The following is a 22,778-nucleotide window of genomic DNA, read 5'->3' on the forward strand; positions in this document are numbered from 1 at the left end:
ATGCCACCGTTGAGATCACGCACCACGACCGTCGGACGCGAGGCCGCAGGCGCCCGCTCGCTCTGGCGCGCCGCCGGACTCACCGACGACGACTTCGGCAAGCCGATCGTCGCCATCGCGAACTCGTACACCCAGTTCGTGCCCGGCCATGTGCATCTCAAGGATGTCGGTGAGATCGTCGCCGACGCCGTGCGCGCCGCAGGCGGCGTGCCCCGCGAATTCCACACGATCGCCGTCGACGACGGCATCGCGATGGGTCACGGCGGCATGCTGTACTCGCTCCCCAGCCGCGAGATCATCGCCGACTCGGTCGAGTACATGGTCAACGCACACACCGCAGACGCGCTCGTCTGTATCTCCAACTGCGACAAGATCACTCCCGGCATGCTCAATGCCGCGATGCGGCTCAACATCCCGACCGTCTTCGTCTCGGGCGGACCGATGGAGGCCGGTAAGGCGGTCGTCGTCGGCGACGTCGCGCACCCGTCGTCCGACCTCATCACCACCATCTCGGCGTCGGCCAACAGCGCCGTCGACGAGGCCGGACTGTCCGAGGTCGAGCGGTCGGCCTGTCCGACCTGCGGTTCCTGCTCGGGCATGTTCACCGCCAACTCGATGAACTGCCTCACTGAGGCACTCGGTCTGGCCCTGCCCGGCAACGGTTCCACCCTGGCCACCCACGAGGCCCGCCACGGACTGTTCGAGCGCGCAGGCAAGGTCGTCGTCGACGCCGCCATCAAGTGGTACCGCGACGACGACGCATCGGTGCTGCCGCGCAACGTCGCCTCCGCCACCGCATTTCGCAACGCGATGGCCCTCGACGTCGCGATGGGCGGCTCGACCAATACGGTCCTGCACATCCTCGCCGCCGCGCAGGAAGGCGAGGTCGAAGGCTTCGATCTGTCGGTCATCGACGAGATCTCCCGCGGCGTGCCGTGCCTGTCGAAGGTGTCCCCGAACTCGGACTACCACATGGAGGATGTCCACCGGGCCGGCGGCATCCCGGCCATCCTCGGCGAGCTGCGGCGCGCGGGTCTGATCGACGACACCACCACGACCGTCCACTCCCCGACCCTGGCGGCATTCCTCGACGATTGGGATATCCGCGGCGGCAAGGCGATCGACGAGGCCGTCGAACTGTTCCACGCCGCCCCGGGCGGCGTGCGCACCACGACCCCCTTCTCCACCGCCAACCGGTGGAGTTCGCTGGACACCGACGCCGAGGGCGGCTGCATTCGCGACCTCGCCCATGCCTACACCGTCGAGGGCGGCCTGTGCGTGCTGCGCGGCAACCTCGCCGTCGACGGCGCGGTGCTCAAGACCGCGGGCATCGACGAAGACCTGTGGCATTTCGAGGGTCCGGCGCGCGTCGTGGAAAGCCAGGAAGAGGCCGTCCAGGTCATCCTGTCCAAGACCATCCAGGCCGGCGAGGTGCTCGTGGTCCGCTACGAAGGTCCGGCCGGTGGCCCCGGCATGCAGGAGATGCTGCATCCGACCGCCTTCATGAAGGGCACCGGCATGGGCAAGAAATGCGGGCTCATCACCGACGGCCGGTTCTCGGGCGGATCGTCGGGGCTGTCGGTCGGCCACATCTCGCCGGAGGCGGCGGCCGGCGGTGTCATCGGCCTCATCGAGGACGGTGACCCGATCGTCATCGACGTCAAGACCCGGACCCTGGCCGTGCTCGTCGACGATGAGGTGCTCGCGGAACGTCGCGCCAAGATGGAGGCCTCCGAGCGTCCGTGGCAGCCCGTCGATCGTCAGCGCACCGTCACCACGGCGCTGCGCGCGTACGCGAAGCTGGCCACCTCGGCCGATCGCGGCGCGGTCCGCCAGGTCGACTGATCCCGGTTTGACTCGATTCGGATCCACACACGAGTGCCGCCCGTCGATGTGACGGGCGGCTCCCGTTTTCTGGTTCTTCCTGATTCAGTGAGGCGCCGTCGCGCATCCGATACGCGCGGGGCGGCATTCAGTCCGAAGATGCCGGATCGCGCTCAGCGGGCCGGTGCCGGCGGATCTATCGGGTTGGCGCCGTTGAACACCAGCCAGATGACGACCGCCGCAACGATCCCGATGACCAGCCACAACACCGATCCCAAGAAGGGGCGTCGGGCCCAGCCGCGGGAGAAGTCCAGCGAGTACAGCCCCGGACCGGTCAGGATGATGGCCGCCGCGGCCGCCGCCAGCAGGATCTCGTATTCCACACCGCCGGCGCCTGCGAAGAAGCTGAAGCCGCCGGCACCCACCATCCGGAAGGCGGTGGCGATGAGCATGGTGCCCAGAATCGCCGACGCCCCGATCGGGGTCAGCAGGCCGAGAATGACGATCGCACCACCGAGCGTCTCGGACAGCGCGCCCAGGATGGCGAGGGGTTTGGCGAAGCCGTCGTCGAAGCCCCCGGCGACGAGCATGTCCTCGAATCCACTGAGCTTGGGACCGTTCCACCAGCCGAACAGCTTCTGCAAACCGTGTGCCAGCGCGATCGAACCCACTGCGACGCGCAACAGCAGCAGGCCGAGATCGAGGGTGCCACGGCGCGCCCGGGCCTGGGCGTCGGCGAGGTCGTCGGCGTCGACGTGGCGGCCGGGAAGCGATGGTGCGCCCGCATCTGCGGGATACGGTTCGCCGGTGTCGAAGGCGTAGGTCGCGTGGTCGCCGCCCGAGTCGACGGCGGTGGGTACCGCGAACACCTCGGTCGGGCTGTTGCCGGAGACATCGGCGGACTCGGCTGCTCGGGTCGCGGACGCGGTGGTGATGACCTCGGTCACGTGATCGGGTCCACCGGGTCGGTTCGCCTCGTCCGAGGCCGGCAACGGGTTGGTCGCAGGTTCCGGATTCACCGACTGCCGCTCGACCACCGGCGGCTCCTCGGCGACTGCCGTCGACTCCGACCGCCGAACCGAGACGTCGTCGGGATCGAGGTCATCCAAATCGTCGACACGCGCGAAGTCCGCGGGCGACCGCCGCGCATGCTGTGCGAAGAAGGCGTCCTTGTCCTGACTCGGCTTCGGGGGTAACGGGATCTGGCCCGTCGGTTCGTCGTACGGACTGGTCGGACCGCTCGTGGACTTGTCACGTTCGCTCACCCATCCGACTGTAGGTGCTCGGCGTGGTCGACGCCCGGACCTCAGGTGGTGAGTCGGCCCGCTGTCTATCGGGATGGTGTCGATCAAGCTGGTCTCGAGTCGGTGGCGCGTCGGGTGTGACGCGACGCCCTACTACTGTGGACGGCATGCGCAAGGGGCGGCACACACATCGGTGGCGGCGAATGGTCACCGGACTCACCATCGGGAGTCTGGCGATCGGAGCCTTGGCCGGCTGCGCCGACTTCGGACCACAGGACCGCGATCGGGCGGCCGGGCCGTTCACCTCCAATGATGTGACCTACGCTCCGCAGTCGGAGTCGCCACCGCCGCCCGAACTCACACCGGGACCCGAACCCACCGGGCCGTGCGCCGACCCCGATCCGGCGGTCATCATCACCTGCCTGCCCTCCACCGCAGGCGTGATGCCCGGCGATCAGCAAGGTGAATCGGCGGTCGTCGCGGTGCGCACCACCGGCCAGATCGTCACCGCCAAACGCGGCACCCAGCCGCGTGTACTGGCGACCGTGCCCGTCGATGCCTCCGGCGACGGCGGCCTGATCGACTTCGCGCCGTCGCCCACCTACGACCAGGACCGCCTGATCTACGCCTTGATCAGCACCGCGAGCGACAACCGGGTGGTTCGGATCGCCCCCGGCGACGTCCCCAAACCGATCCTTACCGGAATCCCGCGAGGAGCCACCGGAAATATGGGTTCGATGTTCTTCCGCGGCACGAACGAACTGATCGTGGCCACCGGGAACGCCGGCAGACCCGCGCTCGCCGACGATCCCTCGTCACTGGCGGGGAAGGTCTTGTCGATCACTTCGCTGTCGTCGGGTCCCAATCCGCGGCCCAAGGTCCTCGCATCGGGGTTCGGGTCGAATGTGTCGCTGTGTCCGAGCGCGGACACCGGAGCACTCTATGTGGCCGATCAGGCAGCATCGGCCGACCGTGTGCAGGTGGTCGAGGATGCGGGCCCGAAGGTGTTGTGGACCTGGCCGGACAAGCCGCAGATCGGCGGGTGTGCCGCGGCAGCCGGTTCTATCTTCGTCAGTACCACCCGCACCAAGCGCATCGAGGCGATCAATGAACCCACCCGCGAACGTCCCTCGATCAACAAGCCGGTCGTCGTTCTCGAACGCCGCTACGGCGCACTGGGCCGGATGACCGCGCTGCCCAACGGACTGCTGCAGTTCGCGACGGTGAACAAGGGGCATGGCAAGCCGGTCAAGACCGATGATCGGGTGGTGCGGTTCCTGCCGCAGGGTGCCACCGAGGATCGGATGTAGAGGACCGGATGTAGCGGACCGGATGTAACGACCCCAGTACACGGAAACGGCACCGGCCCCACCTTCGCGGTGGGGCCGGTGCCGTCGTTGGGTACGCGTCGGACTCAGGAACAGGCGGCGATGACGAGTTCCTTCACGCGCGCCGGGTCGGCCTGGCCGCGGGTGGCCTTCATGACGTCGCCGACGATCTTGCCGGCCGCGGCGACCTTGCCGCTGCGGATCTTGTCGGCGATGTCGGGGTTGTTGGCAAGGGCCTCGTCGACGGCCTTCTGCAGCGCCGAGTCGTCGCGCACGACTTCCAGTCCGCGATCGGCGACGATCTGCGACGGCTCGCCTTCACCGTCGAGCACGGCGACGGCGACCTGCTGGGCCAGCTTCGTGGTCAGCTTGCCCTCGTCGACGAGGCCGACGATCTCGGCGACCTGAGTCGGCGTGATCGGCAGGTCGGCGAGCTCGACCGCACGGGTGTTGGCCTGCTGTGCCAGGAAGGACACCCACCAGCTGCGGGCGGCCTCCGGTGAGGCGCCGGCATCGGCGGTGGCGATGATCAGGTCTACCGCGCCGACGTTCACCAGGTCGCGCATGACCTCGTCGGAAACTCCCCATTCCTGCTGGATCCGGGCACGACGTACCCACGGCAGCTCGGGCAGCGTGGTGGCGAGTTCGGCGACCCACGCCGAATCCGGCTGCACGGGAGGCAGATCGGGCTCGGGAAAGTAGCGGTAGTCCTCGGCGGTCTCCTTGCGGCGACCGGCCGAGGTGCTGCCGTCGGCCTCGTGGAAGTGCCGGGTCTCCTGCACGATCTCGCCGCCGGATTCCAGCACGGCGGCCTGTCGCCGCATCTCGTAGCGGACCGCCACCTCGACACTCTTGAGGGAGTTGACGTTCTTGGTCTCGGTGCGGGTACCGAACTCGTCGGCGTCCTTGCGCATCAGCGAGACGTTGGCGTCGCAGCGCAGCGATCCCTGGTCCATACGCACGTCAGAGACGTCGAGGGCCTTGAGTAGGTCGCGCAGGGCGGCGACATAGGCGCGGGCGACTTCCGGCGCCCGCTCCCCCGCGCCCACGATCGGCCGGGTCACTATCTCCACCAGTGGCACACCGGCACGGTTGTAGTCGAGCAGGGAGTGGCTGGCACCGTGGATGCGTCCGGTCGCGCCGCCGATGTGCAGCGACTTGCCGGTGTCCTCTTCCATGTGCGCGCGTTCGATCTCGACGCGCCATTCCGTACCGTCGGGCAGGACGACGTCGAGGTGGCCGTCGTAGGCGATCGGCTCGTCGTACTGCGAGATCTGGTAGTTCTTCGGCTGATCGGGATAGAAGTAGTTCTTCCGTGCGAACACGCTCGACGGGCGGATCGAGCAGTTGAGCGCGAGCCCGATGCGGATCGCGGATTCGATGGCCTTGCCGTTGACCACCGGCAGCGACCCGGGCAGCCCGATACACACCGGGCACACCTGAGTGTTGGGGTCGGCACCGAAGGCGGTGGGGCACCCGCAGAACATCTTGGTCTCGGTCCCCAGTTCGACGTGCACTTCGAGGCCCATCACGGGATCGAAGCCCGCGATGACCTCGTCGTACTCCAACAATTCAGCGGCGGCGGCAGTCATGCCGATCATTTTATGCGGCGAATCCCCGGGTGGAAGTTCCGGGTGATCACCGATGCCGGCAGCCGCACGCGCTCCTAGCGTCGAAGACGATCCACCCCGACGAAGGAGACCCCCGATGACCACCGCCGCACCCACCCCCGCACAACTGACCCGATCCCGTTCGGACGCCTGGATCGGCGGCGTCTGCGGGGGCATCGCCGAACGCTGGGGGTGGGATCCGACGCTGGTCCGCGTGCTGTTCGTGTTGTCGTTGCTGCTGCCCGGACCGCAGGTGCTGCTCTACCTGGCCCTGTGGATCGTCATTCCCCGTGCGGCCGCCTGAGGTCGTACGGGCTACGGCGACGAACCGCACAGCGCGGGCGGCCCGTGTCGTTCAAGCCGATGACGCCGGCCACTGGTCGGCGATCGGAACCCGTTAGGCTCGATCGCGCCTCATCGTTGCGCACCGCCAACCGGTTACTCGCCGATGTGGGTCCAGGGCGTTCAAGGGGGCAAGGGGGCCAGTGACCGAGCACGCGTTCAACGTCGATCTGCGCGGCATCGTCGATCTACTGTCGCAACACCTCTACACCGGACCGCATGTCTACGTGCGCGAACTCGTGCAGAACGCCGCCGACGCCCTCGCGGCGCGTGGCCCGCACCGCTCGGCCGCTCCCGCTCGCATCGACATCATCTCCCCGACCCGAACGCACGACGGGTCGTTACAGATCATCGACACCGGTGTCGGGCTGACCGAGGCGGACCTGCACACCCTCCTCGCGACCGTCGGCCGCAGTTCCAAACGCGACGACCTCGGCTTCGCGCGACAGGATCTGCTCGGCCAGTTCGGAATCGGATTGCTGTCGTGCTTCCTGATCGCCGACGACATCGTGGTGGTATCCCGCTCGATCGATGGCGGCCCGGCTGTGGAGTGGGTCGGTACCTCCGACGGTCGGTACCGCACCCGGGTACTCGCCGACGCCGATCCGGCGGCCCTCCACGGGCACGGCACCCGAGTGACGCTGCGGCCGCGTCGCGACATGCACCGGTGGGTCGAGCCCGCCCAAGTGGTCGATCTGGTCCGGAAGTTCGCCGATCTGCTGCCGCTGCCCATCGCGGTGGACGGTGTCGTGGTCAACTCTGGCCTGCCGCCGTGGCAGCGGGAGTACCGTTCCCCCGCCGAACGGCGCGACGCTCTCGGCAACTACTGCCGCGGACTCTTCGGATTCGATCCGCTGGCCATCATCGACCTCCGGGTCCCGGAGGCGGGACTCGACGGACTCGCCTTCGTCCTGCCGGTGGCGGCCAATCCTGGCGCCGACGCCGGGCACCGCGTTTATCTCAAACGCATGCTACTCACCGAGTCGGCCGATGCACTGCTGCCCAAGTCCTGGTCGTTCCTGGTCCGCTGCGTCGTCGACACCGGCATGTTGCGGCCCACCGCCGCACGCGAGGACCTCTTCGACGACGATCTGCTCGCGGCGACGCGCGCGGCGCTGGGCAGTGCGGTACGCGAATGGCTGGTCAAGACCTCGGTCACCGATCCAGAACTGCTCGACCGGGTGCTGTCAACCCACCATCTCGGCATCAAGTCGCTGGCGCGGCACGATGATCAGATGTTGGAGATCGTCGACGAGTGGTTGCCGATGGAGACGACCCGCGGTCCGGCGACACTCGGCCAACTCCGCCGGGCCCACGGCCGTCTCACCTACACCACGACGGTGGAAACGTTCCGGGAGTTCGCCGCGATCGCCGCGGCGGCCGACCTCACGCTCATCAACGGCGGCTATGTTTACGACATCGACATGATCAACGCGTCGGCCCGCCTCCATCACACCCCCACAGTGGAATTCGACCCGGCGCGCCTCCTCGCGACGCTGCATCACCCGGACCCGGAGACGGCTGCCGCATTGGCGTCGGTACAGCATGTCGCCGACGGGGTGCTCGCCGAAACCCGCACGCGCACCGAACTTCGCCGCTTCGAACCCGCGTCGGTACCCGCCCTCTACCTGCTGGGCCGTCCGGCGCGCGGGGCACGTGAGTTCACCGACGCACGCGACCGCTCGACCGGCCTGTGGTCGGAAGTCCTGGGGTCCTTTGAATCGAGCGACGGCCAGACCGTCGACAACCGGGCCGTGCTAGTCCTCAACACCGCCAATCCCGTGACCTCGGCACTGACCGGGATCGCCGACACCCACCTCATCGAACTCGCCGTCCAGGCGCTCTACGGCCAGGCACTCCTGGCCGGGCACCACCCGGTGGCAGCGGCCGACGCCGGGCTGCTGAACCGTTCATTCCTCGGCCTCCTCGAAAGGGCACTTGCGTGACCGAATACGAACTGCGCGAACGACTCTCCGCTATCGATGCCGACGACGCCAGCGCCATCGACGAGTTGTACACGATCATCGAACACGCCGACGCCAACGGGCATCGCGGGGTCGCCTTCGACGCCCGCCGCCAACTCGCCTACGCCTTCGGTCGAGAGATGCAGTGGGACAAGTTTTTTCCGTTGTTCGCCCGCTGCCTGAACGATTATGACGCCGATCCGACCGCCTTCGACGCCGGTGAGTACTACCGCCTCCTCAGTTGGTACGTCAGCACCACCGAACTGATGGCCCAGTTCCCCAACATCGATCTGGCACAGCTATACGGCGCTCTCGCCGACGTCGAACAGCGTTTGCGCACAGCCGGTTACAGCACCGCATCGCTACACGGCGCCCGCCGCGAAATCGCCGAGGGGCTTCGTGACTTCGCCACCGAGGAACGCGAATACCGGCTGTGGCATCAGACCGGCGGTGCGCAGCGCACGTCGGCATGGGACCACGCCACCGAGATCAGCCGTCTGGTCGCACGCGCCGAGCCGGCCGCGATGACACGGGCTGCCGAGTTGTCGGTACCCGCGGTGCGCGGCCAGATCCAGTTCGACCGACCGTTCGGCGAAGCCGCGTGCGAGGCAATCCTCCCACTGGTCCTCACTGGCAACCGCGACGACGGGCTGCGCGCCGTCACCGCGTTCCTCGACGTCATCGACGGTGACAACGACCTTCTGTTCTACTACGAGGACAGGATCATGCCCGCCCTCGGCTACGCGCTGCTCGGCCGTCTCGACGAAGCGCACCATCAGCTGCGGCGCAACTTCCACGGCTTCAACCGGCTCACCCGCCCGGCCGGTGAGATGGCGTTCGCCGCAGAGGCATCGGTGGTGTTGCGCGAGATCGTGAAGTCCGGGTTCGGCTCGCTCGACTCCGGCTGCTACTGCGACGAGGATCCCCCGATCACTGCCGCCGAACTCCATGACCAGATGACCGCGCGGGCGCTGGGTTGGGCCGACGCCTTCGACCGTCGCAACGGCAACACGGCCCAGGGCGACGGGGTCCGATTCATCATGTCGTTGCAGCCGGTGGCGCCAGTGATCCCGCCGACCCCGCCCCGCCGCAAGGGCCTGCTCGGCCGCTTTCTGCGCTGAGGCCCCGGCACCCACCGATCGTCAGCCGAAGATGACGCGGATCTCCTGATACTGGTCGACGGGAACCTGTTTGAGTTCGCCGAGCGCCTCGTCGAAGGTGATGCGGGAGATCTCGGTGCCGTGCAGGGCCACCATGTGTCCGAATTTGGCCTCGGCGACGAGGTCGGCGACAGCCATTCCCATACGAGTCGCGAGCACCCGGTCGAAGGCGGTGGGCACCCCGCCACGCTGGATGTGGCCCAGGACCGTGGCCCGGGTCTCGATACCGGTGCGTTCCTCGATCATCGGCGCGAGCACCTCGCCGATCCCGCCCAGTCGCGGACGGTTGAACCCGTCGAGCCCCTTGACCGAATACCCTTCCTTCATGTCGGGGAGCTTGAAGCCCTCGGCGACGACGACCATCGGGGCGCGACCACGATTCTTGACGCTGGTCACCCACGCGCAGATCTGGTCGAGGCTCTCGGGCTGTTCGGGGATGAGGATCGCGTGTGCCCCGCCGGCGATCCCCGAATGTAGGGCGATCCAGCCGGCGTGACGGCCCATCACCTCCAGCACCATGCATCGTTTGTGGGAGTTGCCGGTGGTGCGCAACCGATCGATGGCCTCGGTGGCGATCTCGACGGCGGTGTTGAATCCGAAGGTGTAATCGGTGGCGTCGATGTCGTTGTCGATCGTCTTCGGCACGCCGACGATGTTGATCCCGTCCTCGAAGAGACGTTTGGATGCCGACGCGGTGCCGTCGCCACCGATGGCGATCACACCGTCGAGTTTCAGGTCGGCAAGGACCTTCTTGATGTTCTCCGGCCCACCGTCGGGTTCGGTATAGGGGCCGAATCGGCTGGTTCCCAGAATGGTTCCGCCCTGGTGGGACAGACCTCGTACGGTGGTGCGATCCAACGCCATGATGTCGCCGTAGACCAGGCCATACCAGCCGTCGCGAAAGCCGACGAACTCGTGTCCGTAGACGGTCTCCCCTTTCAGCACCGCACCGCGGATAACCGCGTTCAGGCCGGGACAATCGCCGCCGGAGGTGAGAATGCCGAACCTCTTGGCCATGTGGTGGGACCTCCCCGCAGTCGGTTACACGAGAGTCGGAAGCAACATCCCCAATCTAGTGGGCGATAGGCCGTGATGCTCGGTAGCTCACCCGGATCCATCGATCCGATGCGGCTACTTGAGACCGTTCTCGTATGCGAAGACGACCGCCTGCGCCCGATCACGCAGCGACAGCTTGCCGAGCAGGCTGGAGACATGCGTCTTGACCGTCTGTTCGGTGACGAAAAGCTCCGCGCCGATCTCGGCATTCGATTTGCCGTCGGCGACGAGATCGAGGACCTCGCGTTCCCGCGGCGTCAGCCGATCAACCGCGGGATTGCGTGACGGTCGTCGCCGGCGTGTGACCATCTCGCTGATCAGCCGCCGGGTGATGGACGGTGCCAGAAGCGCCTCACCCGCGGCCACCACCCGAACCGCACGGACCAGTTCGTCGGCGGGGGCATCCTTCAGGAGGAAACCCGATGCCCCGATCCGCAGTGCCTCGTAGACGTAGTCGTCGATGTCGAAGGTGGTCAGCATCAGCACCTTGGTGGTCGGGCCGTCACCAGCCGACGCGCCCAGAATCTGTTCGGCAGCCCACAGACCGTCCTTGCGCGGCATCCGCACATCCATCAGCACCACATCGGGTCTGACGCGCCGGCACAGTTCGACACCGGCCACCCCGTCCGCGGCGTCGCCGAGTACCGAGATGTCGGGTTGCGCGGCCAGCAGCGCCGAGAATCCCTGACGCACCATGGCTTGGTCATCGACAACGGCAAGCGTGATCGGCACGGGTCGACGTTACCTTTCCGCGTCCGGGAACGCCGGAAGCCCCTGAGGTCCCGGAAAACCCGGAAGCATCGCGCGGACACTGAAACCGCCGGCGACGGTGGGGATCGCGGTCAGCGAACCACCGGCCGCTCTCGCCCGGTCGGCCATCCCCGGGATACCCACCCCCGCGCCGCTGAGACGTAGTGGCTCCCCGGTGGCCGCCGAATTGGTCACCGACACTTCGGTCATCGCCTCGTCATTCGTACTCAGTAGCACCTCGATGGCACCTCCGGGCGCGTGTTTGGTCGCATTCGCCAGCGACTCCTGCACGATCCGGTAGATCGCCAGGGCCTGCCCTTCGGAGACGGCCGCGTGATCGGCGTCGTCGGTGTAGGCGACGTCGGCACCGCCGCGGCGGGTCAGTTCGACGAGTTCACCGATGTCGGCGAGCCCGGGGCTCGGTGCGACCGACGCATCATGATCGCCGACCCGCAGCACCCCGAGAAGCTGCCTCACCTCGTCCAGGGACGCCCGGGCCGAGTTGGCTATCTCCTCGAATTCCGCGGCGGCGGCATCGGATACGTCCGGCAGCCGGTATCGGGCGGTCTGCGCCATGACCACCACCGTCGACATGCGGTGTGCCACCACATCGTGGAGGTCGTGCGCGATCCTCGCTCGTTCGGCGAGTACGGCGGTCTGCGCCTGGGCCACCTCGGCCTCGGCCCGGGCCGCCTCGGTCTGCGCGGTGCGTGCCGCGAGTTGCCTGCGCGAACCGGCCATGACACGCCAGACACCGATCAGGATGGACACGAGCGTCAACGCGAAGACCCAGCCGTTCCTGGCCGCGGGTGTGACGGCGAGTCCGATCACGATGGAACTCACCGCCCACACCACCGGAAGGAACTGCAGACGACACCGAAGTGCGGCGAGGAAGGACAACACCAGCAGTGCGATCAGATGCACGACCTGGATATCGATGTCGCCGCCGTCGACCGTCGGGACGACGAGTCCGATCACGAAGGCGCCGACCGCCGACAGCGCCCAGCCCAGGACCGGCGCGGACCACGCCAGCGCGATGGGGAGCGACGCGACAGCACCAAGAACGAGATAGGAATACGCCGGTACCGAATGCGTCGCGGGCACAGTGGGCCAGGCCACCGAATACATCACGAGCGCAACGACCAAGAAGAACCAGTTGACCTTCGACGAGAAGTACGCCCGGATCGCCGGGGCGTGCGCGACCGGCATCGCCGCCAACTCCTCGGTCACCGCGTCCACGGTCTTACCCCACTGCTCACGCAGCCCACCCAACATGTCATCACCTCGTGGATCCACCCTAGGTGGGCGATCGTCGGGACGCCTCATACTCGCGAGGGAGATCGCCTCATCCCACCGATGTGGACCGACCGTCGCCATCCCGCCCCTCCGCAGACCTCGTGTCAGCCTGTCGTGCGATGTGCGGTGGTGGCAGCGGTTCCTAGCGTCGACGACCATGAGGCCGCACACCACCGAACATCCCAGTCCCCGACGACCCGATCGCGAAGAACGCCGGGCACCAAAGCGATTGGCGTTCCGGCGATCTCTCACCGCCGTCCTGGCGCTGCTGATCGCCGGCCAGTGCGTCTTCGCGGCCCGCACCCTTGCCGTGGAACGGGATCCGGCGCCCGACTCGGCCATCACCGCCGATCTCCGGTCTCCGTATGGGGCCGTGGTCGTCGCACTGACCGGCGATCGTCCGGAGGTGGCGATCCGCATTCTGCCGGACTCCTTCGCGCGACACCTGCACTACCGACCACGACTGAGCGCGGGCCGACCCGTCAACCCGCGCGGCGACTGCTCCTCCCCCGTACCGTTGCCGCGGCGATTCACCGACCTGTGCCGCACACACGATTTCGGCTACGACATCCTGCGCGCGGCCGCGGCTGACGGACGTCCGCTGGGCGGCTGGGCTCGCCGCGCACTCGATCAGATGCTCGTCGAACAGATGTACGCCTCCTGCACCAATCCATTCTGCGGTGCGGCGGCAGCCGCCGCCGACCTCGGATTGTCGTGGAACACGTGGCGCCAACGCAGTGGTGTACCCGTGCCACGGGAGACGTCGTGGCAGCTCGTGACGACGACCGCCCAACGGGCGCTGATAGATCCGCTGATCGGGGTCGGAGCATGACCACCCACACGGTGAGCATGTGGGGTGAGAGGATCGAGCGTGCGATGGTCTCGCACCGACGCGCTCCGCATCCCGCGATTCCCGTTGCGGCGACGGCCGGTTTCGCCCTCGCGATGGCACCCGGATCATTGCCCCGCCCAGCCGCGACGGAGGCTATGGTGATCGGTCTGTTCGTCGGCGTCGCAACGCTTCTCGGTATGACTTGGGCCCGGTTTCGACCCGCGAACCCGGAGCGTGCCCGCACCCATGCGGCCACCCTCGCGGTCACGGTGGCGATCTGCGCGGCGATCACGGTCGCCGCGGCCTGCTGGCAGAACCTGCTACGCGGGGCGTTCGGCCTACCCGCGATCGGGATCGACTGGATTGCCGCCGTGACGATTTCGCCGGTAGCCGTGGTCGCGGCCCTGGTCTGCATCCCACGCGCCGTATTGGGTGCGGCCACCCTCGCGATCGCACTGATCGCCGGGTTCACCGCTCCGGCCATGTCCTCGGCGAGCAACGAGCACCGAGGCGTGCGCACCGCGGCACAAACAGCTCCAGAGCCGTTCCCCGGCATCGTGTTTCGCGATCATCTGTCCGACGTTCCCCTCGACGTCCGGGCGCGGATGATCGTCGACCGATGGGTTGCCGACGGTGGACTGGACCGCCGGGCGGTGGTGATCGCGGTGCCAACCGGTTCCGGCTGGGTGGACGGGTCGGCGATCGAGGGCTTCCGAACCCGGTTCGGCGACGACGTCGCGCTGCTCGCCCTCCCCTACGCGAATGTGCCGTCGTGGCAGGCCTTCATCGGAGATCGGGAAGCGGCCGGCCGATCGGCGACGGCGCTGCTACGCACGGTGACTCACCGACTTGCGCAACGGCCGCACGGACACCGCCCCGAGCTTCTGCTCTACGGCCAGAGCCTGGGCGCAGTCGGTGCCGATGTCGCCCGGATCTGGGCCGAGCACGAAGCTGCCGACCTACCGCTGACGACACTGCTCACCGCTCCCCCTGACGACAGCGTCACCCCGCGGTCGGCGACGCCCCGTCGGGTGCTGGCCAATCCCAGCGATCCGGTGGTGCGCTGGTCGTTCGCCGGACTGTGGCGTCCGCCGCACACACCCGACGACGCGGTGAGCGTCGGACGCCGCACGCCCCGACCGCCCTGGTTTCCGATCGCGAGCTTCGTCACCACCAGCATCGACCTACTGACCGCCCTCGACGGCCCCACCGGGACCGGCCACCGCTACGGCACCGAACAGACGGGACTGACGTGTGGGCGGCCTGTCGCCAGCCGACCGCGCTAGACGATCGGTCCCCGCGCCGCCTCGTAGGAGGCACCGACCCGGTAGAGACGATCATCGGCGAGGGCCGGTGCCATGATCTGCAGGCCGACGGGCAGCCCGTCGTCGGCGGACAGCCCCGACGGCACCGACATCGCGCCGACTCCGGCGAGATTCACCGGCAGCGTGCACAGGTCGAACAGGTACATCGCCAGCGGATCGTCGACCTTCTCCCCGATCGGGAACGCGGTCGTCGGTGTCGTCGGCGAGATCAGCACGTCGACCTTCTCGAAGGCCGAGGTGAAGTCGCGGGCGATCAGCGTCCGAACCTTCTGCGCCTGACCGTAGTAGGCGTCGTAGTAGCCCGACGACAACGCATAGGTGCCGATCATGATGCGGCGCTTGACCTCCGGACCGAAGCCCGCGTCCCGGGTCAGGGCCATGACCTCGTCCGCCGAATGCGTTCCGTCGTCGCCGACCCGCAGGCCGTAGCGCATCGCGTCGAAGCGCGCGAGATTCGACGACACCTCCGAGGGCAGGATCAGATAGTAGGCACCCAGCGCGTAGGTGAAGTGCGGGCAGCTGACCTCGACGATCTCGGCGCCCCGGTCACGCAGCACACCGACCGCCTGCTCGAAGGAGGCCAGCACACCCGGCTGATACCCCTCACCTTGCAGTTCGGTGACCACACCGATGCGCACACCGGAGAGGTCTTGGGCGGCACCGGCTTTCGCGGCCGCGACGACGTCGGGCACCGGTGCGTCCACGGATGTGGAGTCGCGCGGATCGTGGCCGGCGATGATCTCGTGCAGCAGCGCGGTGTCGAGAACCGTACGGCCACAGGGGCCCCCCTGATCCAGCGACGACGCACATGCCACCAGGCCGTAGCGGGAGACGGTGCCATAGGTCGGCTTCACGCCGACGGTCGCGGTGACCGCGGCGGGCTGACGGATCGACCCACCGGTGTCGGTGCCGATGGCCAGCGGTGCCTGGAACGACGCGAGCGCCGCCGCGCTACCCCCACCTGAGCCGCCGGGGATACGCGAGGTGTCCCACGGATTCCGGGTCACCTGATAAGCGGAGTTCTCGGTGGAACTGCCCATCGCGAATTCGTCCATGTTGGTCTTGCCGAGGATCGGGATCCCGGCCGCACGCAGCCGCGCGGTGAGCGTCGCGTCATACGGCGGCACCCACCCCTCGAGCATCTTCGATCCACAGGTGGTCGGTGCGTCGACGGTGGTGAACACGTCCTTGAGCGCGATCGGCACACCGGCCAGCGCGGACGGCGCCTGTCCGGCGGCGATCGCATCGTCGGCGGCCTTCGCCGCGACCAGCGCCTCGGCGGACGACACGTGCAGGAACGCGCCGAGCTGATCGTCGATCTCGGCGATACGGTCGAGATGCGCCTGGGTGACCTCCACCGAGGACAGCTCGCGTGCGGCGATGTTGTCGGCCAGTTCAGCCGCGGTCAGGCCGGTGATCTCCCCGGCCGCACGGGTGGCGTTGTCGGTCCCGGTCACTGTTCCTCCCCCAGGATCTGCGGCACCGCGAAGCGGTCCTGTTCGACGGCCGGCGCGCCGGACAGCGCCTCCTCGGTGGTGAGACCGGGGACGACGACGTCGGGGCGCAGCACGTTGGCCAGTTCGGCCGGATGCGCGGTCGGCGGCACGTCGTCGGCGGCCACCTCGGTCACCTGCGCGACATGCGTGAGGATCGAGTCGAGCTGGGCCGCGTAGACGTCGAGTTCGTCCGCCGTCAGGTCCAGCCGCGACAGTCGCGCCAGATGCGCGACCTCGTCACGCGATATGGACTTCGGTTCACCTGCCACCGGGATGCCCTTTCTCACCAGAATTTCGCCGATTGCCTATCCCTAAGCCTATGGGAGGCGCGATCAACCGCTGAGGCCAGCCACCCCTGTGCCGGATGTGGGTGCGTCCGGCCGCTGCACCATCGCCTTGGCGGGGCCGTGGACGGGGCCATCGGCGGACGACATGCCGGTAGCGTAGGGCGACATGATCATCGTCACCACGAATGACATCCCCGGCTATCGCATCGGACACGTCTTCGGCGAGACCTTTGGCCTCACCGTTCGTTCGCGCCATATCGGCGCCAACATCGGTGCCGGGTTCAAGGCGATGGCCGGCGGCGAACTCAAGGGCATCACCACCCTGCTGCACGAGTGCCGCCAGGAGGCCTTGCAGCGACTGGCGACCGAGGCGCAGGCCAAGGGCGCCAACGCCGTCGTCGCGTTCCGTTTCGAGACCACCGAATTCGGCGGCACGGGCATCGAGGTCTGCGCCTACGGCACCGCGGTGGGCATCGAGCCCCTCGGCGCTCCGGCCCCCGCCCAGATGGCTCAGCAGGCACCGTTCCGACCTGGTCAGCCCGGTCAGTCCGGGCCGGGTCAGCCCGTCGCCGGACAGCCGTCCGTCGGCTGAACCTGCCCGCCCATACACCCGCGTCCCCGTGCACTCACGCGGGAGGCGGCCCAAGCGGCATACGGGCCCGGATGCGAGAATGAGGCACGTGTCGTACCTGTTGCGGGTGTATCTGGAGGACCGGCCGGGCAGCCTGGGGCTGCTCGCCGTCCAACTCGGTTCCGTCGGCGCCGACATCCTCTCGCTCGAAGTCGTCGAGCGCGGTGACGGCTATGCGGTGGACGACCTCGTCGTCGACATGGCGCCGGGATCGCTGCCCGACGGACTGATCACGGCGGCCGAGAAGGTCAAGGGCGTCCGCGTCGATTCGATCCGCCCCTATGCCGGGGTGCTCGACACACACCGCGAACTGGAACTCGTCGATCAGGTGGCGACCGCCCGATCCAACCGGCTGCAGGTCCTCGTCGACAACGCCCCGCGCGTCCTGCGCGTCTCCTGGGCGACGGTCGTCTCCCAGGCCGGCGGCGGGGTGGTGCAGTTGTTCGGTTCGTCGGGTGCACCCGAGACGCAGCTGACCCGCGCCGACTGGCTTCCCCTGGAGCACGCCGCCCAACTCGACGCCGAGGCCGACTGGGTCCCGACCGTCTGGCACGAGATGGACACCCGGTTGGCCGCCGCACCCCTCGGTGACGGCGACAAGGTGATTCTGCTCGGGCGGATCGGCGGACCCGACTTCCGCCCCTCGGAGATCGCGCGTCTGGGGTACCTGGCCGGCATCGTCAGCACGGTGCTGCGCGCGGAGGCCTGACGCGCGACGCAGCCGCTTGCCACCACCATCGCGTGCTGCCGAACCACCGGACGGGGTCGGGTGGCTTTGCGACACTGAGATGATGACCGAGATCGTGTTGATCCGCGGCGACATCACCCGGCAGTCGGTGGACGCCATCGTCAACGCCGCGAATTCCTCTTTGCTCGGGGGTGGTGGCGTGGACGGCGCCATCCATCGGCGCGGCGGCCCGGCGATACTCGCCGAGTGCCGGGCGCTACGGGCAGGCGACTATCGCGATGGACTGCCGGCGGGACGGGCGGTCGCCACCACCGCAGGCGATCTGGACGCCCGCTGGGTCATACACACCGTCGGCCCGGTCTGGTCGAGCCACGAAGACCGCACCGCGACCCTGGCGTCCTGCTATCGCGAATCCCTGTATTTGGCAGCACAACTCGGCGCGACGACCATCGCGTTCCCGGCCATCTCCACGGGTGTTTACGGCTGGCCCATCGACGACGGTGCCCGGATAGCGGTGAACACGGTACGAACCTCGCCGATACCCGGGCGCGTTCCGGAGGTCGACGAGGTCCGCTTCGTATTGTTCGACGACGTCGCCCTACGTTCGTTCGAAGCTGCCGTCGGCTGAGGCTATTCGCGGATGGTCATTCGCGCGATCTGGTCTCCGGCCACCGTGTAGACGAATGTCGACGGTCCGTTGAACCCGTTGCCACCGACGGTCGCGACGACGGTCACCTCATCATCGGCGACCGACACCGAGTTCACGGCGAGGGTTACCTTCTTGCCGATGAACTCGGCATCGCTCCAGCCCCCGATCCGTTCCCGGCCGACGAAGACCCGGCCCCAGTCGTCGACCGCACCATCGGCGGTGAAGGAGGCCAGGAAGCCTTCGCGGTCGCCGGCGTTGGTGGCCTCCAACGATGCGGCCACCGGTGTTGGAAGGTGTTGTTCGGTCATCAGTTCCTCTCGATTCGGACCCATATTCGTTGTGCGGGTGCGGCTATGGTGCGCGCCCTATCCAATCGTCGTATGCCTACTCAATCGCGACCGATTGTCAGCGGGTGGTGTAACCGCCGTTGGCAAATAGCGTCTGGCCGGTGATCCAGCGACCATCGGTACACAGGAAGGTCGCGATCGGGGCAATGTCCTCGATGCGGGTCAGACGATTGCCCTTGGCCTGTGACTTGTGGAACTCGACTCGCTCCGGCGTCTCCTGCGGATAGAAGAACGGGGTGTCCATCGGTCCGGGTGCGATGTTGTTCACCGAGATACCGCGATCGCCGAATTCCTTGGCCGCCGACCTGGTGAAGTGCTCGACCGGACTCTTGGCTCCGGCATAGGTCGAATAGCCGTCGGTGAACGCGGCCAGCAGCGAGGTGACGATGGTGATGACGGTGCCGTCGTCGTTGAGCCGTCGTCCGGCCTCGCGCAGAAAGAAGTAGGCGGCCTTGGCGTTGACGTCGAACATCGAGTCGTATTCGTCCTCGCTGGTATCGATAATCGGCTTGCGCAGCACCTTGCCTACGGTGTTGATCGCGATGTCCACGCCGCCAAAGGCGTCGATCGCCTCGTCGAACAGCCTCGCGGCGTTCTCCGGCCGGGTGAGGTCACCCTGCACGAGAATCGCGCGAGCACCCGACTCCTCGATCGCCCGACGCGTCTCCTCCGCATCGTCACGGCTGGCAGGGCTGTTGTAGTGCACGGCGACATCGGCGCCGAGGGCAGCGAGGCTCGTCGAGATCAATCCGCCGAGATTCTTGCCGCCCGCGGCGACCACCGCAGTCTTACCGGCGAGGGGCGGGTTGTTGGCAGCGTCGGTCATATCCACACTTTCGTTCTTCTCGTTCCAAAGGTCCCGATGCGGGAACTCCCGCACTGAATCGACCATACGAGCAGCAAACCACAACTTCCATCGAAGTGTTCTGGATGTTCATCAACTACTATTTGTTCATGACTCCTTCTGCCTCGGACCTCGGTCCCGCCGTCGCGGGCCTCGATTCCCGACGTCTCGCACAGTTCGTCGGGGTTGTCGAGTCCTCGACACTCGCGGAGGCCGCGGCCAGACTCTTCATCACCCAACAGGCACTGTCCGCAGCATTGCGATCACTCGAACGCGACCTCGGAGTCATCCTGTTCGACCGTTCACGTCGCAGCCTGCAGCCGACCGAGGCGGGCAAGGCCCTCTACGCCGGTGCCCGCCCGCTCCTCGCCGGCACCAGGGCGCTCGCCGACGAGGTACGCCGGGTCGCCAACGGGTCCCCGGAACCCTTCGTTATCGGCCATTCCCCCGCCCTGTCGGGGGCCGAGGTCCATGGCATCATCGAACGTGGTCTCGACGTCTACCCCGATCGTTCGGTCACCGCGAGGCCGGTGTTCCCATCAGCGTTTGAGGACGAATTGATGTCCGGCGCCGCCGATCTCATTCTTCGCCGGGGAGTGGGCACACCACAGCGGTTGGCGTCGGCGATCGTGACCTACCATCTGCTGCGCGTGGCGGTCTCCGCCCAACACCCACTGGCCGGACGGTCGCGGATCGCGATGGCGGACCTCGGGACATACCCGATCATGGTCTGGGCGCCCGAACACCGATCGTTCTACACCGACTATCTGCTCGCCCACTGTCGACGCTGCGGGATCGAACCGGTTCTCAAAGTCAATCCGATCCAAGGCACGCCGCCCTCGACTGCTGTCCTCCGCGACCATCGTGTGTGCGCCTTCGTCACCGATGAGCCCGGTGCGCTGCACGGGGGCCGCGCCGAGGTCATCGACCTCGACGCCGGGCCACTGGTGCCCGTTCAGGCATTGTGGCTGCCACACACCGAATCACCGTTCCGGACGGCGCTCCTGGGCGCGACCGCTACTGGGGGTCCCCCGTCTCCAGAAGACGTTTGAACGCATCCTCGTCGAGGACCGGCACCCCGAGCTGCTCGGCCTTGGCCGCCTTACTGCCCGGCGCCTCACCGATCACCACATAATCGGTTTTCTTCGACACCGAACCCGATGCCTTTCCACCACGCACCAGGATGGCCTCCTTGGCGCCGTCGCGTGAGAAGTCGGCCAGCGAACCGGTCACGACGATGGTCTTACCCTCCAGAGTTCGTTCGATCGACTCGTCCCGCTCGTCGACCATGGAAACGCCTGCCGCACGCCACTTCTCGACGATCTTTCGGTGCCACTCCACCTCGAACCAGTCGTGAATACTCTGCGCCAGCGTCGCTCCGAGCCCCTCGACCGCGGCCAGTTCGTCGGTGCTCGCGTCCTCGATCGCCTGCAGTGACCCGAATTCGGTGGCCAGCGCCCGGGCCGCCGTCGGTCCGACATGCCGGATGGACAGTCCGACGAGCACCCGCCACAGCGGAACCTGCTTGGCATTGCCCAGATTCGCCAGCAGCCGTTTGCCGTTAGCCGACAGGGCACCCGCCTTGGTGGTGAACAGGTCGGTTCGGATCAGATCGTCGGCGGTGAGCGAGAACAGATCGCCCTCGTTGGTGATGACGTTCGACTCCAGCAGGGCCGCCGCCGCCTCGTAGCCGAGGGCCTCGATGTCGAAGGAGCCACGCCCGGCGAGATGAAACAGCCGCTCGCGCAACTGTGCGGGGCAGCTTTCCTGATTCGGGCAGCGGATGTCGACGTCGCTGTCCTTCTCCGGCCGCAGTGACGCCCCGCATTCCGGGCAGGCGTCGGGCATGACGAAGTCGTGCACCGCATCGTCGTCGCGCAGATCGACCACCGGACCGAGTACCTCGGGGATGACGTCACCGGCCTTGCGGATGGTCACGACGTCACCGATCTTGACGCCCTTGCGTTTGACCTCGGAGGCGTTGTGCAGCGTCGCCCGTGCGACGGTCGACCCGGCAACCAGAACCGGCTCGAGCACGGCGTACGGAGTCACGCGGCCGGTGCGCCCCACCCCGACCATGATGTCGAGCAGCTTGGTGGTCACCTCCTGCGGCGGATACTTGTAGGCGATCGCCCAGCGTGGCGCCCGCGACGTCGATCCGAGCCGGCGCTGAACGCCGAAATCGTCGGCCTTGACCACGATGCCGTCGATCTCGTGTTCGACGTCGCCGCGATGCTCACCCCAATAGGAGATGCGGTCGAGGATCTCCGCCGCGCCGCTGACCTTGCGGGTGTGCGTCGACACCGGCAGACCCCACGCCCCGAGGGCGAGATAGGCGTCGTGCAGAGACGTCGGACGCCATCCCTCGGTGCGTCCGATACCGTGACAGATCATCCGCAACCGGCGGCGCGCCGTAACCTGCGGATTCTTTTGGCGCAGCGACCCGGCCGCGGAGTTGCGCGGGTTGGCGAAGGGCGGCTTCCCCTCGGCCACGAGGGAGGCGTTGAGATTCTCGAAGTCCTCCACCCGGAAGAAGACCTCACCGCGGACCTCCAGAACCGCAGGCACCGGGTACTCGTCCGTGCCGGTCAGCCGGGCCGGGACGTCGGTGATGGTGCGGGCGTTGAGCGTGACGTCCTCACCGGTGCGGCCGTCACCGCGGGTGACCCCGCGAGTCAACACACCGTCGAGGTACACCAGACTCAGCGCCACCCCGTCGATCTTGAGTTCGCACAGGAAATCGACCTGCGCGCCGGCGTCGGCGTCGACACGTTCGACCCAGGTGGTCATCTCGTCGTAGTCGAACACGTTGTCCAGCGACATCATCCGTTCCAGATGATCCACCGGGGTGAAGGCCGTGGAGAATCCGCCGCCCACAAGTTTGGTCGGCGAATCGGGGACCGCGAGTTCGGGATGGCGGTCTTCGAGCTCCTGCAACCTGCGCAGGAGTACGTCGAACTCGCCGTCGGAGATGACGGGCGCGTCTTTCACGTAGTAGCGGAACTGATGCTCGCGGATCTCCTCGGCGAGCGTCGACCATTCTTCCTGCAGATCTGCCACGTCAACGAGACTATCGGAGGGCACAGACAACCCGGTGAGCGACGA

The 22,778-nt window shown here is 67.5% G+C and carries 20 protein-coding genes and 1 pseudogene; 11 read left to right on the forward strand and 10 right to left on the reverse strand.

Annotated features, from left to right (window positions below):
• Window positions 1-1,845 carry a dihydroxy-acid dehydratase gene (ilvD, locus tag QSJ18_RS02425; protein ID WP_286324619.1) on the forward strand — a complete coding sequence of 615 codons (1,845 nt, stop codon included), beginning with the start codon at window positions 1-3 and terminating at the stop codon, window positions 1,843-1,845.
• A 152-nt stretch (window positions 1,846-1,997) separates the two neighbouring features.
• On the opposite strand, the gene QSJ18_RS02430 is transcribed toward ilvD, so the two are convergent.
• Entirely contained in the window at window positions 1,998-3,089 is a 1,092-nt protein-coding gene (locus tag QSJ18_RS02430) for a DoxX family protein (protein ID WP_286324620.1), read from the reverse strand.
• 182 nt (window positions 3,090-3,271) lie between these two features.
• On the opposite strand from QSJ18_RS02430, the gene QSJ18_RS02435 reads away from it, so the two are divergent.
• Entirely contained in the window at window positions 3,272-4,378 is a 1,107-nt protein-coding gene (locus QSJ18_RS02435) for a PQQ-dependent sugar dehydrogenase (RefSeq protein WP_462475974.1), read from the forward strand.
• Window positions 4,379-4,482: 104 nt separating this feature from the next.
• Here the strand turns inward: QSJ18_RS02435 and gatB are convergent, their stop codons facing one another.
• The gene (gene gatB / locus QSJ18_RS02440; RefSeq protein ID WP_286324622.1) at window positions 4,483-5,988 is read right to left on the reverse strand and encodes an Asp-tRNA(Asn)/Glu-tRNA(Gln) amidotransferase subunit GatB; all 1,506 of its coding nucleotides are present in this window, start codon (window positions 5,986-5,988) and stop codon (window positions 4,483-4,485) included.
• A gap of 115 nt (window positions 5,989-6,103) precedes the next feature.
• Between gatB and QSJ18_RS02445 the strand changes: the two genes are divergently transcribed.
• The 3 genes from QSJ18_RS02445 (at window position 6,104) to QSJ18_RS02455 (ending at window position 9,433) form a co-directional block, all read left to right on the forward strand.
• The gene (locus tag QSJ18_RS02445) at window positions 6,104-6,310 is read left to right on the forward strand and encodes a PspC domain-containing protein (RefSeq protein ID WP_286324623.1); all 207 of its coding nucleotides are present in this window, start codon (window positions 6,104-6,106) and stop codon (window positions 6,308-6,310) included.
• A gap of 181 nt (window positions 6,311-6,491) precedes the next feature.
• The gene (locus QSJ18_RS02450) at window positions 6,492-8,294 is read left to right on the forward strand and encodes an HSP90 family protein (RefSeq protein WP_286324624.1); all 1,803 of its coding nucleotides are present in this window, start codon (window positions 6,492-6,494) and stop codon (window positions 8,292-8,294) included.
• The gene (locus QSJ18_RS02455) at window positions 8,291-9,433 is read left to right on the forward strand and encodes a hypothetical protein (RefSeq protein WP_286324625.1); all 1,143 of its coding nucleotides are present in this window, start codon (window positions 8,291-8,293) and stop codon (window positions 9,431-9,433) included. Before QSJ18_RS02450 ends, QSJ18_RS02455 begins: the two co-directional genes overlap by 4 nt.
• A 21-nt stretch (window positions 9,434-9,454) precedes the next feature.
• On the opposite strand, the gene QSJ18_RS02460 is transcribed toward QSJ18_RS02455, so the two are convergent.
• From QSJ18_RS02460 to QSJ18_RS02470, 3 genes are all read right to left on the reverse strand, one after another.
• On the reverse strand, window positions 9,455-10,489 hold the full coding sequence (locus tag QSJ18_RS02460) for a 6-phosphofructokinase (RefSeq protein ID WP_286324626.1): 1,035 nt from the start codon (window positions 10,487-10,489) through the stop codon (window positions 9,455-9,457).
• A gap of 114 nt (window positions 10,490-10,603) precedes the next feature.
• Entirely contained in the window at window positions 10,604-11,260 is a 657-nt protein-coding gene (locus QSJ18_RS02465; RefSeq protein ID WP_286324627.1) for a response regulator, read from the reverse strand.
• A 9-nt stretch (window positions 11,261-11,269) separates the two neighbouring features.
• Window positions 11,270-12,553 carry a sensor histidine kinase gene (locus QSJ18_RS02470; protein WP_286324628.1) on the reverse strand — a complete coding sequence of 428 codons (1,284 nt, stop codon included), beginning with the start codon at window positions 12,551-12,553 and terminating at the stop codon, window positions 11,270-11,272.
• A 178-nt stretch (window positions 12,554-12,731) separates the two neighbouring features.
• Here QSJ18_RS02470 and QSJ18_RS02475 point away from each other — a divergent pair, with 178 nt between their 5' ends.
• Window positions 12,732-13,406: a hypothetical protein gene (locus QSJ18_RS02475; RefSeq protein WP_286324629.1), complete on the forward strand. Its 675-nt coding sequence runs from the start codon at window positions 12,732-12,734 to the stop codon at window positions 13,404-13,406.
• Window positions 13,403-14,692, forward strand: a complete 1,290-nt coding sequence (locus tag QSJ18_RS02480; protein ID WP_286324630.1) for an alpha/beta-hydrolase family protein — start codon at window positions 13,403-13,405, stop codon at window positions 14,690-14,692. The genes QSJ18_RS02475 and QSJ18_RS02480 overlap by 4 nt, the downstream gene beginning before the upstream one ends.
• Here QSJ18_RS02480 and gatA read toward each other — a convergent pair.
• Together gatA and gatC are read right to left on the reverse strand one after the other, a co-directional pair.
• Window positions 14,689-16,188, reverse strand: coding sequence for an Asp-tRNA(Asn)/Glu-tRNA(Gln) amidotransferase subunit GatA (gene gatA, locus QSJ18_RS02485; RefSeq protein ID WP_286324631.1), 1,500 nt, complete (start codon window positions 16,186-16,188; stop codon window positions 14,689-14,691). The two genes, QSJ18_RS02480 and gatA, sit on opposite strands and share 4 nt — an antisense overlap.
• Window positions 16,185-16,496 (reverse strand): Asp-tRNA(Asn)/Glu-tRNA(Gln) amidotransferase subunit GatC, encoded by a 312-nt coding sequence (gene gatC / locus QSJ18_RS02490; protein ID WP_286324632.1) that lies wholly within the window; start codon window positions 16,494-16,496, stop codon window positions 16,185-16,187. Before gatC ends, gatA begins: the two co-directional genes overlap by 4 nt.
• A 184-nt stretch (window positions 16,497-16,680) precedes the next feature.
• Here gatC and QSJ18_RS02495 point away from each other — a divergent pair.
• The 3 genes and pseudogenes from QSJ18_RS02495 to QSJ18_RS02505 form a co-directional block, all read left to right on the forward strand.
• Window positions 16,681-16,998: pseudogene (locus QSJ18_RS02495) on the forward strand (YbjQ family protein); the annotation flags it as partial.
• A gap of 187 nt (window positions 16,999-17,185) precedes the next feature.
• Complete coding sequence (locus QSJ18_RS02500) at window positions 17,186-17,854, forward strand: ACT domain-containing protein (RefSeq protein WP_286324633.1); 669 nt, start codon at window positions 17,186-17,188, stop codon at window positions 17,852-17,854.
• Window positions 17,855-17,936: 82 nt separating this feature from the next.
• Window positions 17,937-18,461, forward strand: a complete 525-nt coding sequence (locus QSJ18_RS02505; protein ID WP_286324634.1) for an O-acetyl-ADP-ribose deacetylase — start codon at window positions 17,937-17,939, stop codon at window positions 18,459-18,461.
• Window positions 18,462-18,463: 2 nt separating this feature from the next.
• On the opposite strand, the gene QSJ18_RS02510 is transcribed toward QSJ18_RS02505, so the two are convergent.
• Window positions 18,464-18,790: a nuclear transport factor 2 family protein gene (locus QSJ18_RS02510; protein ID WP_286324635.1), complete on the reverse strand. Its 327-nt coding sequence runs from the start codon at window positions 18,788-18,790 to the stop codon at window positions 18,464-18,466.
• A 97-nt stretch (window positions 18,791-18,887) separates the two neighbouring features.
• Entirely contained in the window at window positions 18,888-19,655 is a 768-nt protein-coding gene (locus QSJ18_RS02515; protein ID WP_286324636.1) for an SDR family oxidoreductase, read from the reverse strand.
• A 128-nt stretch (window positions 19,656-19,783) separates the two neighbouring features.
• Between QSJ18_RS02515 and QSJ18_RS02520 the strand changes: the two genes are divergently transcribed.
• Window positions 19,784-20,725 carry a LysR family transcriptional regulator gene (locus QSJ18_RS02520; RefSeq protein ID WP_286324637.1) on the forward strand — a complete coding sequence of 314 codons (942 nt, stop codon included), beginning with the start codon at window positions 19,784-19,786 and terminating at the stop codon, window positions 20,723-20,725.
• Here QSJ18_RS02520 and ligA read toward each other — a convergent pair.
• Window positions 20,691-22,733, reverse strand: coding sequence for an NAD-dependent DNA ligase LigA (gene ligA, locus QSJ18_RS02525; RefSeq protein ID WP_286324638.1), 2,043 nt, complete (start codon window positions 22,731-22,733; stop codon window positions 20,691-20,693). The two genes, QSJ18_RS02520 and ligA, sit on opposite strands and share 35 nt — an antisense overlap.
• Window positions 22,734-22,778: the final 45 nt, after the last annotated feature.

The organism is Gordonia heveisoli (genome assembly GCF_030315745.1).
Classification (GTDB): domain Bacteria; phylum Actinomycetota; class Actinomycetes; order Mycobacteriales; family Mycobacteriaceae; genus Gordonia.

Coding starts and splice junctions, on each gene's coding strand:
- ilvD (WP_286324619.1), top strand. CDS start 1: ATGCCACCGTTGAGATCACGCACCACGACCGTCGGACGCGAGGCCGCA.
- QSJ18_RS02435 (WP_462475974.1), top strand. CDS start 3,272: ATGGTCACCGGACTCACCATCGGGAGTCTGGCGATCGGAGCCTTGGCC.
- gatB (WP_286324622.1), bottom strand. CDS start 5,988: ATGACTGCCGCCGCCGCTGAATTGTTGGAGTACGACGAGGTCATCGCG.
- QSJ18_RS02445 (WP_286324623.1), top strand. CDS start 6,104: ATGACCACCGCCGCACCCACCCCCGCACAACTGACCCGATCCCGTTCG.
- QSJ18_RS02460 (WP_286324626.1), bottom strand. CDS start 10,489: ATGGCCAAGAGGTTCGGCATTCTCACCTCCGGCGGCGATTGTCCCGGC.
- QSJ18_RS02470 (WP_286324628.1), bottom strand. CDS start 12,553: ATGTTGGGTGGGCTGCGTGAGCAGTGGGGTAAGACCGTGGACGCGGTG.
- QSJ18_RS02475 (WP_286324629.1), top strand. CDS start 12,732: ATGAGGCCGCACACCACCGAACATCCCAGTCCCCGACGACCCGATCGC.
- QSJ18_RS02480 (WP_286324630.1), top strand. CDS start 13,403: ATGACCACCCACACGGTGAGCATGTGGGGTGAGAGGATCGAGCGTGCG.
- QSJ18_RS02500 (WP_286324633.1), top strand. CDS start 17,186: ATGAGGCACGTGTCGTACCTGTTGCGGGTGTATCTGGAGGACCGGCCG.
- QSJ18_RS02505 (WP_286324634.1), top strand. CDS start 17,937: ATGACCGAGATCGTGTTGATCCGCGGCGACATCACCCGGCAGTCGGTG.
- QSJ18_RS02510 (WP_286324635.1), bottom strand. CDS start 18,790: ATGACCGAACAACACCTTCCAACACCGGTGGCCGCATCGTTGGAGGCC.
- QSJ18_RS02515 (WP_286324636.1), bottom strand. CDS start 19,655: ATGACCGACGCTGCCAACAACCCGCCCCTCGCCGGTAAGACTGCGGTG.
- QSJ18_RS02520 (WP_286324637.1), top strand. CDS start 19,784: ATGACTCCTTCTGCCTCGGACCTCGGTCCCGCCGTCGCGGGCCTCGAT.